This window comes from Prolixibacter sp. SD074, assembly GCF_009617895.1.
GTDB lineage: Bacteria > Bacteroidota > Bacteroidia > Bacteroidales > Prolixibacteraceae > Prolixibacter.
Window position 1 is genome coordinate 218,970 of the sequence record NZ_BLAW01000001.1, and the last position, 15,818, is coordinate 234,787.

The 15,818-nt window shown below is 45.5% G+C and carries 10 protein-coding genes; 8 read left to right on the top strand and 2 right to left on the bottom strand.

Going from position 1 to position 15,818, the window contains the following annotated elements:
* The first annotated feature begins 237 nt into the window (after positions 1 to 237).
* The 8 genes from GJU82_RS01045 (at position 238) to GJU82_RS01080 (ending at position 14,477) form a co-directional block, all read left to right on the top strand.
* A complete protein-coding gene (locus GJU82_RS01045) occupies positions 238 to 1,893 on the top strand; it encodes a DUF6377 domain-containing protein (protein ID WP_153630454.1) in 1,656 nt (551 codons plus the stop codon).
* Between the two features lie 600 nt (positions 1,894 to 2,493).
* The gene (locus tag GJU82_RS01050; RefSeq protein ID WP_228488509.1) at positions 2,494 to 5,469 is read left to right on the top strand and encodes a TonB-dependent receptor; all 2,976 of its coding nucleotides are present in this window, start codon (positions 2,494 to 2,496) and stop codon (positions 5,467 to 5,469) included.
* A gap of 13 nt (positions 5,470 to 5,482) precedes the next feature.
* Positions 5,483 to 6,973: a RagB/SusD family nutrient uptake outer membrane protein gene (locus GJU82_RS01055; RefSeq protein ID WP_153630455.1), complete on the top strand. Its 1,491-nt coding sequence runs from the start codon at positions 5,483 to 5,485 to the stop codon at positions 6,971 to 6,973.
* Between the two features lie 145 nt (positions 6,974 to 7,118).
* The gene (locus GJU82_RS01060) at positions 7,119 to 8,843 is read left to right on the top strand and encodes a SusE domain-containing protein (protein ID WP_153630456.1); all 1,725 of its coding nucleotides are present in this window, start codon (positions 7,119 to 7,121) and stop codon (positions 8,841 to 8,843) included.
* Positions 8,844 to 8,894: 51 nt separating this feature from the next.
* Positions 8,895 to 10,340, top strand: a complete 1,446-nt coding sequence (locus GJU82_RS01065; RefSeq protein ID WP_153630457.1) for a glycoside hydrolase family 30 beta sandwich domain-containing protein — start codon at positions 8,895 to 8,897, stop codon at positions 10,338 to 10,340.
* A 21-nt stretch (positions 10,341 to 10,361) separates the two neighbouring features.
* Entirely contained in the window at positions 10,362 to 11,822 is a 1,461-nt protein-coding gene (locus tag GJU82_RS01070) for a glycoside hydrolase family 30 beta sandwich domain-containing protein (protein ID WP_153630458.1), read from the top strand.
* A gap of 317 nt (positions 11,823 to 12,139) precedes the next feature.
* On the top strand, positions 12,140 to 12,796 hold the full coding sequence (locus GJU82_RS01075; RefSeq protein ID WP_153630459.1) for a DUF2202 domain-containing protein: 657 nt from the start codon (positions 12,140 to 12,142) through the stop codon (positions 12,794 to 12,796).
* A 397-nt stretch (positions 12,797 to 13,193) separates the two neighbouring features.
* A complete protein-coding gene (locus tag GJU82_RS01080; RefSeq protein WP_153630460.1) occupies positions 13,194 to 14,477 on the top strand; it encodes a hypothetical protein in 1,284 nt (427 codons plus the stop codon).
* Here the strand turns inward: GJU82_RS01080 and GJU82_RS01085 are convergent.
* Both GJU82_RS01085 and GJU82_RS01090 read right to left on the bottom strand, forming a co-directional pair.
* Complete coding sequence (locus GJU82_RS01085) at positions 14,467 to 15,207, bottom strand: hemerythrin domain-containing protein (protein WP_153630461.1); 741 nt, start codon at positions 15,205 to 15,207, stop codon at positions 14,467 to 14,469. The genes GJU82_RS01080 and GJU82_RS01085 overlap by 11 nt on opposite strands.
* Positions 15,204 to 15,662, bottom strand: a complete 459-nt coding sequence (locus tag GJU82_RS01090; protein WP_153630462.1) for a DoxX family protein — start codon at positions 15,660 to 15,662, stop codon at positions 15,204 to 15,206. The genes GJU82_RS01085 and GJU82_RS01090 overlap by 4 nt, the downstream gene beginning before the upstream one ends.
* Between the last annotated feature and the right edge of the window lie 156 nt (positions 15,663 to 15,818).

Sequence of the window (15,818 nt, forward strand, 5' to 3'; positions counted from 1 at the left end):
GGTGCATTATAAAGGGCCGTTCTAAATAACCAACGAAAATAAAAAAATATGTTGGGAAAAATCCTGACGAGTGCTTTGATGATGTTATGCTTAATGACATCCGAAGAGAAGAGTGTGTATCCAGGTGTTATTTAATCTGCTTATTTACTGCTGGATACAGGATAATTGGAGGATTCTGATTATCTTGCCGAAGATCAGGATTATCATGACATGTTGTTGTTTTTTTAATTTTGCAGAATGAGGAAGTTACTGTTGTTACTTATTCTTTTGGCAGGAAGCTGGCAAATGGGCAGGGCCGGCGAGATTGATTCGTTGTTGCACCAGCTGGATTTAACCATGAAACAGCGGAAGCAATATGAGCAGGTCAAGCTGCAGAAGATAAAAAACATCAAAAACTTACTCAATGAGCCGGGGCTGAATTTGAACCAGCGATATTACATCAACAACCGTATCCTCGACGAATACATCCCGTTTAACTTCGACTCGGCCCTTCACTACATCGATTTGAATTTTCAGCTGGCCCGTGACCTGGAAAACAAGACGATGCTGAATGAAACCCACATTAACCTTTCGGGAATCCTGGCCTCATCGGGCAGGTACGAAGAGGCGTTGGATATTTTGCACGAAGTGGACCGAAAACATCTATCGGAAAAACTACTGCCGAACTACTACAACGATTTCATGCATGTGTATTCCGACCTGAATGTGTATAACCAGGTAAAGGAGAATGCCGGGAAATATTACAAATTGTATAAAGCCTACCGTGATTCGGTGGTGAAACTGCTCGACCCCAATTCGGAAGCTTTCCTGGCCATTAAGGAAAAACAGTACCGCGACGCCGGAGAGTACGATTCGTGCCGTTGGGTGAACAGCAAGCGTTTGGCGATGGCCCAAATGGGGACCCGCGAATATTCGATGATAACCTTCGATCGATCGTTATCTTACCAACTTCAAAACAATACGGTACTGCGGGAAAAATACCTGATTTTGTCGGCCATGTCCGATATCCGTGCCGCGGTGAAGGATAATGCATCGATGGCAGCCCTGTCTACCATTCTTTACAAAGAAAACAAGATTGATCGTGCATATGAGTATGTGAAATTTTCTTTCGAAGACGCGGCTTATTTCAATTCGCGTTTGCGGTATATGCAGATATCCAACATCCTTCCGGTGGTTACAGCGGCGTATCAAAGCAAAAGTGACAAACAGAAGGCCCATTTACGTAATCTGTTGATTATTATTAGCCTGTTGTCGCTCGTGTTGTTGCTGTCCATTCTGTTTATTTACAATCAGGTGAAGAAATTGGCGAAAGCCCGAAAGGAATTGCAAACGGTGAACCTGAAATTGCAGGATTTGAACGTACACCTGTCCGATGCCAACACTCAGCTGAACGAGCTGAATAATCGACTATCGGAATCGAACCACGTGAAAGAGCAGTACATTGGCAACTTCTTTAGCATTTGCTCCGATTACATTGATAAGCTCGATGGCTTCCGCCGGAACGTGAACAAACAGATTGCCGACAGGGAAGTGGCTGAACTGTTTGAGAAAACCAGGTCGAAACGACTAATCGAAGATGAAATCAGGGAGTTCTATGACAATTTCGATCATACCTTCCTGCAGATCTATCCCGATTTTGTAGAAAATTTCAATGCCCTGCTAAATGAGGATGAGAAGATTGTTCTCAAAAAGGGGGAGTTGCTGAATACGGAATTGCGCATTTTCGCCCTTATCCGACTTGGAATTAACGACAGCGCCAACATTGCCAAACTTCTCCGCTATTCGGTGAATACCATTTATAATTACCGGGTGAAAGTAAAAAACCGGGCTGCTGTTCCCCGCGACGTCTTTGAAGATTACGTGATGAAAATCGGTGAATTTTCGCAAGGTTAATGCTGGGATTAGTTTAGTTATTCTTCTCTTTTTCCTCATCTCAATAAGATAATGGTATTCATTTTCGATTTAAACCATCCACTTTTTTTTGTCCTGGCGAGAATTTTAATTGTCTAAATATGAGGCGATAGTGCTTCTTGTGGAGCTACTTTTATCTACATTTTCTCTACCTCCATTCGCAATTTCTTCCCAATCTGTTTCTATTTACTCTTGCTAAAAGCGGGGAGTAACGGTCGACATCTGCGGGCAGCCGGCCGGTAACCGTTTTGGCACATTGCTAACTAAAATTACAATCGCTATGAAGAAGACTTTGCGCACTTTTCCGCGGGGCACCATGTTGCTTGCCCCTTTCATAACCGATAGCACATCAACCGCCATCCACCGGAACGGGCAACCCCACACAGATCATTTGAATTGAATACAGTTATTCCGGCTGTAGGTAGTAATAACGAATACACGCTGACGGCTGGTAATCAATAAGAATTTGCACTCAAAATGTCCGGCTATTATTTGGTGCCATTTATGTGAACATTGTGTGTTGTGGGCACAATGAGCATCCGGATAGCCTGGTAAGTCAATTGGAGGTAAACAAATAATCCTATGAAAAAAGAAAAAACAATGACGTTCATGAAATTTCGTCTTTGGCATAAATCTGTATTATGCCTGCTGGCAGGATTACTCCTGTCGGTGAGTTCGTATGCACAGCAGCGAACGATTACAGGGCTCGTGACGGACAAATCAGGAGAGCCAATTCCCTCGGTAACCGTTATGGTGAAAGGAACTGCAACCGGTACCATTACCGATTTTGAAGGCAAGTATAGCCTGTCGGGAGATATCCCTTCCGATGGCGTGCTGACCTTCAGCTTTATCGGGATGAAGACCCGGGAGGTGAACATTGGTGGCCGCTCAACGATTGATGTCACCCTGAAAGAGAGTGTAACAGGCCTCGATGAGGTGGTTGTGGTTGGTTATGGTACCCAGCAGAAAAAGGATGTAACCGGTTCGGTTGCCATCGTCGATTCCAAGCAAATGGACTCGCGTCCCAATACGCAAATGGGAGCGCTCATCGAAGGGAAAGCGGCTGGTGTACAGGTGCTTTCCAGTTCGGGTAAACCATCCCAGGGACTGAGCATTCGCATTCGCGGAACCAACTCCATTACCGCAGGCAGTGAACCGCTTTACGTAGTCGACGGGGTACCTACAACCGATACCCGCGCCATCAATCCGGCCGATATTCAAAGTATTTCCATCCTGAAAGATGCATCCTCGGCTGCCATTTACGGTGCACAAGGCGCTAACGGTGTTGTGCTGATTACCACCTATAAGGGAACTTCAGCTAAACCTGTGGTAAAACTCGACGTGTACAATGGTTTCTCGCAGGTATGGAAAACATTATCGGTGCTGAACGGTGAGCAGTACCGTGACCTGATGACCGAAATGGGCAAAAATACCGATTGGTCACAGTATACACACAATACGGATTGGCAGAAAGAGATTTTCCGGAACGGTCGTTCACAGAATTACCAGTTGTCCGTTTCCGGAAAGAGCAATAAAACATCTTATTATATTTCCGGTGGTTGGGTAGAACAGGTCGGAGCAGTGCGCAGTGCACAGATGAACCGCTACAACTTCAAAATTAACCTCGATCAGGAGGTGAATAAATGGCTGACCGTAGGAACCCGCATGGCTTACTCGGTTTATTCTGACGTGGATGTGAACGATAACCAGGGTGTCGATAAAGGTGGTGTTCTGCTCGGTTCATTGACGACTCCCCCGGTTATCGGTATTTATAACGAAGACGGGACTTTTACCAGTAACCCGTTCCAGAACTGGGAAAACCCGGTTGCCAGCACCGATGGTTCGAACCGCAAATACAAAAGCCAGCGAATGCTGGGTAATGTGTATGCTAAAGTTAGTTTCCTGAAGGATTTTAGTTTCAAATCCAATCTGGGTATCGACGATCGCAATGATATTTATGACTACTTCCTCGATCCGTTCCTGACCAGCTATGGGCGGGCTTTGAACGGACAGGGAATTAACAATACAAACAAGACCAGTTATTACATCTGGGATAACACAATGACATATAACAAAACGTTAGGTTCACACAAAATCGAAGCGTTAGCCGGTAGTGTTATCCAGGAGTTTTACTGGGAAAACGCCCACATCGAAACACGTAATTTCTCCGGTAACGGAATCCAAACGACCAACGGTGGTTCGGAAATGATTGGCGCTTCTTCCGATAAATCGAAAAAGCGGAATACTTCCTTCCTGGGACGTGTCAACTACAGTTTCAAAGACAAGTACCTGTTGACAGTCAATTTCCGTGCGGATGCTTCCAGTGTTTTCGGTCCGGATAACCGGTGGGGATATTTCCCGTCATCATCTGTCGGATGGCGTATTTCCCAGGAACCGTTTATGCAGGATATTAGCTTCATTGACGACCTGAAACTGCGGGCCGGTTGGGGTATTGTCGGTAACGACCAGATTAGCAATTATGCATGGTTCGGACGTGTGGGCAGCGGGGCCAATTACCCGATTGGCGGTTCGACAATGCCAGGAACGTATCCTTCTTCGGTAGAAAACCGGAACCTGAAATGGGAGCAATCGGAACAAACCAACGTTGGACTTGATTTTATGGCTTTCCGCGGACGTATCCAGTTTTCAGCTGATGCATACATCCGGAATACCAGCGACCTGTTGCTGAATGCACCGCTGCCCCGCAGTACCGGTTTCGATTCGGCCATTCAGAACGTAGGAAAACTGCAGAACAAAGGTCTGGAATTCAATCTGACTACGGTGAATGTGAAGAAAGCCATCAATTGGTCAACGAATTTCAATATCTCGTTTAACCGGAATAAAGTGGTTGACCTGGTTGGTCAGGAGATTTTTGCAGGAACCATCACCAACCGCGGGGATGCCAGTCTGGTAAAAGAAGGCCTGCCGTTGGGAACGCTGTTCGGTTATGTTTGGGGAGGTGTTGATCCACAAACTGGTAATGCATATTACATTGCTAAAGACGGAACCAGCACGTTTACTCCTTCGGCTGGCGACCGTGTGGTGATTGGGGATGCCAACCCTGATTTCATCTACGGTATGACCAACGATATTTCCTATAAATCACTGTCCCTGTCTATCTTCCTGCAAGGTTCGCAGGGGAACGACATGTTGAATGCTTCCCGTATGGAAACTGAAGGCATGACCGGTCCGCAGAACCAGTCGACTGCCGTACTGCGCCGCTGGAGACAACCTGGCGATCAAACAGACATTCCCAAAGCCAGTTGGGGTAGCTACGACAATTCACGTATTTCAACCCGGTTTATCGAAGATGGTTCTTACCTCCGTCTGAAATCGGTTACACTGAGCTATCAGCTTCCGAAAGCATGGATGGACAAAGTGAAAATGCAGAACGTGAAGGTGTATGCTACCGGGGAGAACCTCTGGACGCTTACTGACTACTCAGGATTTGACCCGGAAGTGAATGCCTTCGGTACGCAAAATACCGCGAAGGGCATCGACTACGGTACCTATCCGCAGACCCGGAATATCATTTTTGGTTTAAATATAACTTTCTAAAAAAGATTGAGATATGAATTTGCATTCATTCAAAAAATATATCCTCAGCGCAGCGGTGCTCTTTTCGGCGGCTGCCTGTAACAACTATCTCGATTTGACGCCGATCTCGGAAGAGACGAGCGGAAGTGCTTACTCAACCGCTAATCAAATTGAGGCTGCACTGACCGGTGCGTACGAGACTTTCCAGTCGTCCGACTACTACGTGTGGGATCAGATTCTTCTGGAAGATGTTCGCACCGACAATGACTATGCAGGAGGAGACAACCCGGAGATTTTCGCTATTGATTTGTTCAATATCACCCCTACGAATAGCCGTGTACTGGGGTGGTGGTCGTCGCTCTACAACGGGATTCTGAAAGCCAACACCGTCATCGACCGGATTCAGGACGTTACCGATCCGAAGTTAACAGATGAACGCAAACAAGAGATCATGGGCGAAGCTTACTTCCTCAGGGCGTTGCATTACTACAACCTGGCGAAAAACTGGGGCGGCGTACCCCTGGTGCTCGAATCGACGACAACAACTGATCCAGGCAAGATACAGTTACCTCGTGCCACCGAAGCAGAGGTGTATGCCCAGATCCTGAAAGATTTGGACGAAGCAGCGAAACGGTTGCCGGATACTTATGGAAGTGATGCAACGGTTAACAAAGCACGCGCCACAGCCGGTGCAGCTTATGCACTTGCGGCAAAGGCCTGTATGCAGGAGCCTTCGCATGACTATGCCAAAGCGCTGGAATACATTGCAAAAGTTGAGGCAAGCTCGGCTAATTATCGTTTACTGGATAATTATGCCGACCTGTTTGACGGTAACCACTACAACAATGCCGAGTCGATTCTGGAAGTACAGTTTACCGGAGGAAGTGAAGGAAACTGGGCCCCGCAGATGATGTTGCCGCCCTCGTTAAGCGGTGATACCTGGCGCAAGTTTGTCGTTCCGTCGCATAACCTGGTAGATGCTTATGATGCAGAAGGTGATGTAGTACGGAAAAATGCCAGTGTGCTTTTCGAAAATGTCAAAGACTGGATTGACGAATACTGGGGTAATGCGAAAGGCAGCAGCATTCCGTTTGCTTACAAGATGAAAAATGCGATGGGTTGGGCAAGTACCGACCGTTTGTATATTCTTCGCTATGGCGACATCGTGTTGCTGAAAGCTGAAGCGCTAAACGAAACCGGTAACCTGTCGGCTGCTGCCACTGAAGTAAATAAAATTCGTGCTCGTGTAAATCTTGCACCACTGACGGCTGGGCAAACCGGTACAAAAGACGCTTTACGTACCGCTATTCTAAATGAACGCCGTTTGGAACTGGCTCAGGAAGCACAGCGTTGGGACGACCTGAAACGTCACAATCTGGTGGTTTCTACAATGAACAATCTGCAGGAAATTGACCTGAGAACTGGTCAGCTAACCCAGTACAACGTAACGGAAGCCAAAACACTGCTCCCGATTCCGCAGCAGGAACTCGACAGGAACCCGCAACTGGAACAAAACCCATTGTAATAGAGGGTTATATTGATATTTATGTTAGATGAAAAAGCATGAAAAAGGTGTTGCCGGTTATATACTCCAGGTTGGAGAGTAACAATTTAGGGGCATATAAGGTGACACCGGAACCATGTCACTTTCAAACAATAAATGAAAAGAAATGAAGACAAGATATAGTTTATTGCTCATGACCATCGCACTGCTGTTTGCCGGTTGGTCGTGCACCGAAGAAGATAATCTTGCGCCGGAGGGAAACTGGGATTTGAGTAATCCTGCCATTGTTTCTCCATCAGCGAATTCGTCCATTGTGCTGGATGAAACCAAACCTGATTCTACCATCGTCTTTACCTGGACGGGGGCATCTTCCACTGCCGGCTTTGGGGTGTACTATTCGGCCGTGATTGATACGGCTGGCTCTACAAGTTTTGATACGCCCATTCTTACCGTTAAATCGGGAAATAGTGGTACGGCTCTTTCGGCTTCCATTACGTTCAGTCAGTTGAACGAAGCAATGTCGTTGGCGGGCTATCCGGCGGATGCCGAATCGAAAGTAACCTGGGCAGTGGTGGCCAGCTGTTTGACCAAAAGTACTTACTCCTCAGGCGATTTGTCAGTGACCCGTTTTGTACACGAAATCATTCCTACATCACTGTATGTTTCAGGTGAGGCTACGGAGAATGGTACTGATTTGTCAAAGGCGATTCCCATGCGCCGCCTGAAGGATGCCAACGGAAACGGCCTTAACCGCTACGAAGCTTACACCCATCTCGATAAAGGCAAAACCTTTAAGTTTTTCAGTGGCACCAGTTTGCCGGCCCATCAATATGGTGGTTCCGACGGAAACCTGGTGAAGTCGGGAACAGCAATTGTTGTACCGGATTCAGCTGCTTATCGTATTACAGTTGATCTGGATAATAATACTTATGCACTACAGAAAATTGATAAATGGAGCGTTGTCGGTGATATTATCGACGGCGGCTGGGGTGGCGACGAACCACTGCAATACCAGGGCGGCGGTGTCTGGAAGGGCAGCATCAACCTGATCGATAAAGGTGGGTTCGTATTCCGTGCCAACGGCGACTGGGGCTACCTGCTGAAGCACATTGTCGGTACAGATAATTCGCTCATCATGGAATCTGAAGCCAATGAACTGGGCATCTCCATTGAAAATGATCAGTCTACCTTATCAGGTCTGTGTATTTTTACGCTCGACTTGTCAAGTGACCCTTATACCTACACCATTGAACGTGACCCGAATGCAGCCGGTCCGGTAACCACGCCCGATCATTTGTACTTACTGGCTGATGGTTCCATGGTACACGAATTCACCAAAGATGGTGATACCTTTACTTCCGGAATTTATCTGGCATTGCAAAGCAGTGTTTCCTATACGCTGAACAGTGCTCCCGACGGTTCGGGAACCAGCTATGCGCTCAACGGAAATGTTGGCGATGCCGGTAACCCTGATGCCGACAAGGTAGCCGGAACCTCTGATTTGTCCGGGGACGCCGGTGGTATGACGGTTGAAAAAGATCAGGCTTATATGCTAAACTTTGACTTTTCTACAGCTCGTGTAAGCTGGTACTATTATAACATGAAGTTGTTCCATTGGTCAAACTGGGATACCCGCGATGAGTTTGTGATGACATATGTGCACCCGTACACTTTCACTGTAACTGCGAACCTGATGGCCGGATACGAAATGAAGTTTAACTCGCCGTGGGATGTGCAGTTCGGCGCAGACGATCCCTCCGCCCTAAGCGGTACCATGACTAACAATGGTGGAGAGAATTTTAACAACCTGACGGTTGATGGCAGTTATACAGCTACCATTGTTGTCAGTAATGATTATCAAACCGGAACTTACCAGTTTGTCAAAAACTAAACTGAAATAAAACCAGGTGGTTTCGGCCACCTGGTTACTTAACTAAAATATATGATTCCTGGAAAACGAAAATTAACGATTGGACTGCTTACGCTGATAACGTTGAGTGTAATGGGATGGAGATGTAATGATAAAAAGGGGGCGACCCCGCCACCTCCGCCACCTTCTACACCCGTTGATGTAGCTTTTTATTTAACGAAACCAGACAAATCGGTACTGTTTACAGCACAGGAAAACAGTGTGTCGGTGGCAATCAATAATAATTTACCCCTGATTGAAATTGACCCGGCTACCACATTTCAAACAATGGACGGCTTTGGCTTTGCCCTGACCGGTGGAAGCGCCATGCACCTTTACAATATGTCGGCTGCCAGGCGACATGCTCTCCTGACAGAGTTGTTCGATTATAACGACAACAACATTGGCATCAGCTATCTTCGTATCAGCATCGGGGCTTCCGACCTGGATGCGTCTGTGTTTTCGTATGACGATTTACCTTCCGGTGAAACGGATGTCAACATGGCCCATTTCTCGTTGGCTCCCGACAGGCAATACCTGATTCCTGTCCTGAAGGAAATTCTGACGATTAATCCGAATATCAAAATACTGGGTTCGCCCTGGTCGGCACCACTGTGGATGAAGACGAACAACAATTCTGTCGGCGGAAGCCTGAAACCGGAATATTACGATGCCTACGCGAAATATTTTGTGAAATATATCCAGGGAATGGCGCAGGAAGGAATTACCATCGATGCCATTACCGTTCAGAATGAACCGTTGCACGACGGAAACAATCCGAGCATGTATATGCCGGCACCGGAGCAGGCAGCGTTTATTAAAACGAGTCTCGGGCCTGCATTTAAAGCGGCCGGCATCAACACGAAAATTATTATTTACGATCACAACTGCGACCGGACCGATTATCCGGCTGAAATATATAACGATGCTGATGCCTCGCAATATGTCGATGGAGCGGCTTTTCACCTCTACGCCGGCTCTATCAATAGCCTGGCTGCGTTGCATAACAGCTATCCTGACAAGAATCTTTACTTTACCGAGCAATGGATTGGCGCTCCGGGTGATTTTCCTAACGACCTGAGATGGCACACCCGCGAATTGATCATCGGCGCCAGCCGAAACTGGTGCAAAACCGTTTTGGAATGGAACCTGGCTGCTGATTCGAACCTTCAGCCGCATACTGATGGTGGCTGTTCGCAATGCCTGGGAGCTTTAACCATCGATGGCGATAAGGTTACCCGGAATCCGGCCTACTACATCATTGCTCATGCGTCAAGGTTTGTGCGCCCGGGTTCGGTACGTATTTCGACGAATCAACCCGATAATTTACCGAACGTAGCTTTCCGAACGCCCGACGGTTCTATTGTCTTGATTGTGCTGAACGATGCTTCTGTTACCCAGGCATTCAATATGAAACCGGGCGACGAAACAGTTACCAGTACACTTGGGGGAGGAGCTGTGGGAACGTATGTTTGGTAATCGAACAATAAATATAACCTGATGAAGTATTCCCTATTATTCGTTAGTGCCTTTCTGTCCTGGTCGTGTGCTCAACCGGCACATGAAAAGAAAGAAACTCCGGTACCTGATTTTTCAACAAACGGGAAGAAGATTGAGGTGTTTACGACGGCGAAAGATACCAACCTACGTCTGGCTCATACCGGCGAGTTAGCGTTTCAGAAAGCCGTTCAACCCAAAGAATCAGAAATTTCCCTCTTCGTTAATCCGAAGAAATCGTTCCAGTCATTCCTGGGAATTGGCGGGGCCATTACCGATGCATCGGCAGAAGTATTTGCTAAACTTCCTGCTGATAAGCAAAAAGAGTTCTTAGCCGCTTATTACGGAAAGAACGGTATCGATTATTCGCTGATGCGGACGAATATCGGTAGTTGTGATTTCAGTAGTGACAGTTATACTTACGTAGAAGATGGAGACAAGGAGCTGAAAACCTTCTCGGTCGCTCACGATATGAAGTATCGCATTCCGATGATTAAAAAAGCCATTGCAGAAGCAGGTGGCAAGATGGTTCTGTTTGTCAGTCCGTGGAGCCCGCCGGCTTTCATGAAAAGCAACAAGAGTTTGCTGCATGGCGGTAAATTGCTCCCGGAATACGATCAGGCCTGGGCCAATTACTACGTAAAGTTTATTCAGGCATACCAAAAAGCAGGAATCCCCATCTGGGGAATCACCATTCAGAATGAACCGATGGCCGTTCAAACGTGGGAATCATGTGTATATACCGCTGAGGACGAGCGTGATTTCCTGAAAAATTTCCTTGGTCCGGCCATGGGAAAAGCTGGTTTTGGCGACAAAAAAATCATTGTGTGGGACCATAACCGCGATTTGATGGTCGACCGGGCTAACACCATTTTCGGTGACCCGGATGCAGCCAAATATGCCTGGGGAATGGGAATGCACTGGTACGAAACGTGGACCGGCGCCCAACCGAAATGGGATAATGAGAAACTGGTGAAGGAGTCCTATCCTGATAAGGACCTGTTGTTCACAGAAGGATGCAACGAGGCTTTTACTCCTGACGGGTACCAGCGCTGGTCAAATGCTGAACGTTATGGTAGTAACATGATTCACGATTTTAATAACGGAACGGTAGGCTGGACGGACTGGAACATTCTCCTCGATCAGCATGGTGGCCCGAACCATGTTGGCAACTTCTGTTTTGCGCCGGTTCATGCCGATACCCGTACAGGTGAACTGATTTTCACCCCGGCTTATTATTACATCGGCCATTTCTCTAAATTCATTCATCCGGGAGCGAAGCGCATCAGTACAGCTTCCAGCCGGAGTACCTTGCTTAGCACTTCATTCCTGAACAAAGACGGAAAGATGGTTACCGTCGTTATGAATGGTTCTGACAGTCCGGTTGCTTATAACCTGATTGTGGGAGATGCCGAAACACATCTGGAAATTCCGGCACGTGCCATTCAAACGTTGATATATTAGAAGAATTTAAACGTACAGGATTTCATAGGTTTGTAAGTCAGCTGGCAACGGATATGGACGTATCTGTTGTCAGCTTTTTTATTTTCCGGAAGGATAATATTGCCTGAAATGTAAAATTTAAAAAGGAAGAAACTGATTTAGTGTAGATTATTTTCGAATCGAAGTAGGGTAACGTTCATCTTATGCGGTACAGTAGAAAAATGTGGCGCTTGTTGAGAATAACTCACTGTTAAATAGTTGTTTGCCGACAAATGAACTGAGACTTTACAAATGCTGCATTTTTTGAATTATTTGTAGTTGAACTAAAATCAGTTGTGATGAAAAAAACAAGTTTTTTTATTGCATTCCTTGCAATAGCAGCATTAATTATCGTAACCTCCTGTAGCGAAAACCCCTCCGTATCAGCCGATGAAGTCCAGGCTTCTAACATAAAAGCACTTTCACTCATTGTTGACGATGACGGCAATTTAGCCGGTGACCTGACAGAAACGGAAATCGCCAGTTTGCAGTTCATGATCGAAGAAGAAAAAGTTGCCCGGGATGTTTACCTGGAGATGGACGATCTTTATGAACTTAAGGTATTTGCCAACATCTCATCCAGTGAGCAACGGCATATGGATGCTGTCCTGTTTCTGATTGATGGTTACAACGTGGTAAATCCGGCTTCCGATTTGCGTGGTGTTTTTGCTAATGAAGACTTACAAACTCTCTATAATACATTAGTTGAGCAAGGGAATGGCGGCATGGAAGACGCTCTGAAAGTCGGTGCTTTAATTGAAGAAACGGATATCGTTGATTTGAATAATTGGCTGGAAAAAGTGGAAAATGCCAATGTAGAGTTGGTTTATGCCAGTCTGCTGAAAGGCTCGACAAATCACTTGCGTGCTTTTGTCCGTAATCTGGCTTCACTGGGAATAACCTATGAACCACAGGTTCTGGATACCGAAACTTATCAGGATATCATTGGAAAATAATCGTTGATGGTCAGCATGACATAATCGTTGTTGCCGACTTTCTCTCATACACAGAACTAGTAGCTTTTTTCATAGGTTTAGGAATCCATAGCTGGCAGCTGAGAGATGTATTGCATCATATTAGTGGTCAGCTATTCTTTTATCAATAGGTGATTTAAAAATATTTGTTTCAATACTTCGTGAGATTTATATTTAAGTAGAGGTGGATTTATAAGAGACTGTTTTTCATGTATATGTTTTTGGGTTGTGATATGTTTTACAATATAATTCCGATTGTTTTTATAATTTATTTATTAAATTCAACAGAAATCTAACTTCTCCAGCCGTTGAACACGCACCAACATTTTTTCATATGCGATATGGAGAGGTTATTTGCATTTAACCTAATTCACGTCCCATGTCGAAGCGAAGAAAAAAACGGTCATCGGCACAGCAACGAAAACAAGAACAAGCCGAACAACGCAAAAAATTTTACCGGAAAGTCAAACTTTTTTTTGCCCTTATTGAAAAGGAACATTTATTCGGACAGATTTCCGAACGCGAATTGCAATATCTCTGGAAGTTGCGAATGCGTGCGCCAAAAGTACAACCGGAAGACGGTTGCACCCTGTCGGCAAAGCATGCGAAAATGATGACCGAAGCTTTGTATTATTACCTGAATGATTATAAGTTGGATATTCCAGGTGCTGATAATCAAATCAATGCATATGAGTATTTGACCACAGGTTTGACTATTTATTCTTTTATTTTGCTGGATCCAAATCCGGATTTCCCGAAAGAGGATGAATTTTATGATGAAATGAGCCCAATTACAAACAATTTATTTGGTGACGAGTTGGAGCTGATGATTAAAAAACTAAAGACGATTTTGGGAATGGTCTATGACGGAATTGATATCCACCATTATCCGGTTCGCTTCGAGTGGGGAGGGGGGCAAGGTGCCCACCAGGGGGTGTTCGCTGCATTTCGGGTTAACAGGGTAGCAAATCCATTCATTCATATAAAAGCAGGCGGTTCACGACGCCCCGCCTTCCAGGTTGGCTTTGCTGTCGAGGATTTTGTACCGCTGCAATTGAAAGCTGAAATACTGCACCTCGAAACATCGGAATATCCCGAACCATTAAATGTTTATATACAAAGTCATGCGCTTCGCCGACTGGGCGAACGGGTGGATTTGTTGGCTCCCGGCGAGCTGCGCTGGTGTATGTATGATTCGCTTGCACAGCCAGCAGTTATTCCATATCGACATAATTCCTACTTAATTGAGTATCGCATGCTGGGATATAAAATCGGTTATTTGGTTGCTGATTTGGTGAAAAGTAAATTAATCATTCGGACTTTTCTACTGGTAACGCAGTGCGGTACGCCGGAAGAGCAGAAATTGTGTTCTATTACCGGTTTGTCCAAAGAGGACATTGCTTATTTGAATTTGTGCAAGTTGAGTTCATTTGTCAATTCCGATATACATGAAAATCAACGATTGAAAATAATGTTTGAAGAAGCCGGTTGTGGTCCTATTCTGGCATTTGCCAAAGATAAAGCTAAGAAGCCAGTTAAAAAAGTTCCCCGGGCCGAACAGATTTTAGATTATCTGAAAGTGGAAACGCCAATGCTGGAATTCGAACTGAACGGAGATTATGCCCTTCGTAAGGATGGGAAGGCATACGTTGCTAATCTGTAAGTATTTGTGGTGTGAACTGGCTCAAATCATAAATGCCCAGTTGTTTTTCAAGTGCTGCCACTTTTTCGACGATCCCTTCAAAGCCATCCTGACCGAATAATTCGCGCTCCTTCTTTTCGAAATCTTCGCCCAATGCATAAAATTCGTTCCTGGAAACAATCTTCCGTAAGGCAGGGAAAAGTACCGTATCTTCTCTGGCTTCGTGTGGGCGGTACATGTTATTGAACGACTGCAGCAATTCAATCATCTGCCTTGCATTTTCTTCTTCCGTAAGGGAATTGATGTTTGCGAGCTGAATAATTCGGGCGGTTACATTGCGTCCGGCCAGGTGTTGCTTCCGCAAAATACCGACTAAATCGGTTAGTACGTTGGCATTCTCAAACCGGGGAAACAAGTAGTTCTCTTCCAGCTTTTCATGATAATCTTCAATGAAATTACGGATGATATTGGCTGAATTATTGAGTACCGAAACATTGAATGAATCTCCATTGTATAAATGTATCCGGCAAGTATCATAGATGAGTAGAATTCGGTTCAGCACGCCATGTTCGCGCATTAAATCTTCGGGTGGAGCAACATCTTCACCTGCTTCATCTTCACAACCCGAAAGAAGACTGAGTCCGGCAATGCCAGCAAAAGAACTTAAAAACAGACCATTCTTCATGAATTTACGCCTGTCTTCGTTTACATTTTTGAAAGTGCTATGAGGAGGTTGATTTAATTTTTTCATGATTTCTGTTTTAATCGTTTCGATAATCGGTAGTCAACGGAATTTTTACCACTTCCGTAAAGAAGTAAATAGATTAACAGCACCGTCATGGCAAAATCAGTACGGTATTCGTGGGCCATGGCCCAAAAACCACGATGCATTAAGATAGGCCACTTAGTTGCGATGAAAGCTGTTATCATGATAATCAGGAGGGGGATGGAAGCGATTCGTGTGAATAGCCCCAGGAGAAGGAGCAGGCCGCAGATGATTTCGAATACTGCGGTGAAGTAAGCCCAGAATTCCGGCTGGCTAAAACCGATCTTCATGAAGCGGCCGGTTCCCAATGCATCAGGAAAAATAAATTTCTGGATTCCTTCCGATAGAAAAATGAGGCCCACCACTAACCGGATAAGAATGGCCCTGTTGTCATGAACGGTCACGAGGGCCCGGTTGAGAAGATTATTCGTTTCTGACATAGCAGCATGGATATTCACATAACATCAAGCCGGTTGTTATGTATAAGTTGCTTCAGGTGTGATTCATTATCAGTTGTACAACAACGTCCGGGGGGAATGTGTTTAATTTTTCGCGTGATAAAATATCCGGAGGATGTCGTACGGTGAATTGATTTT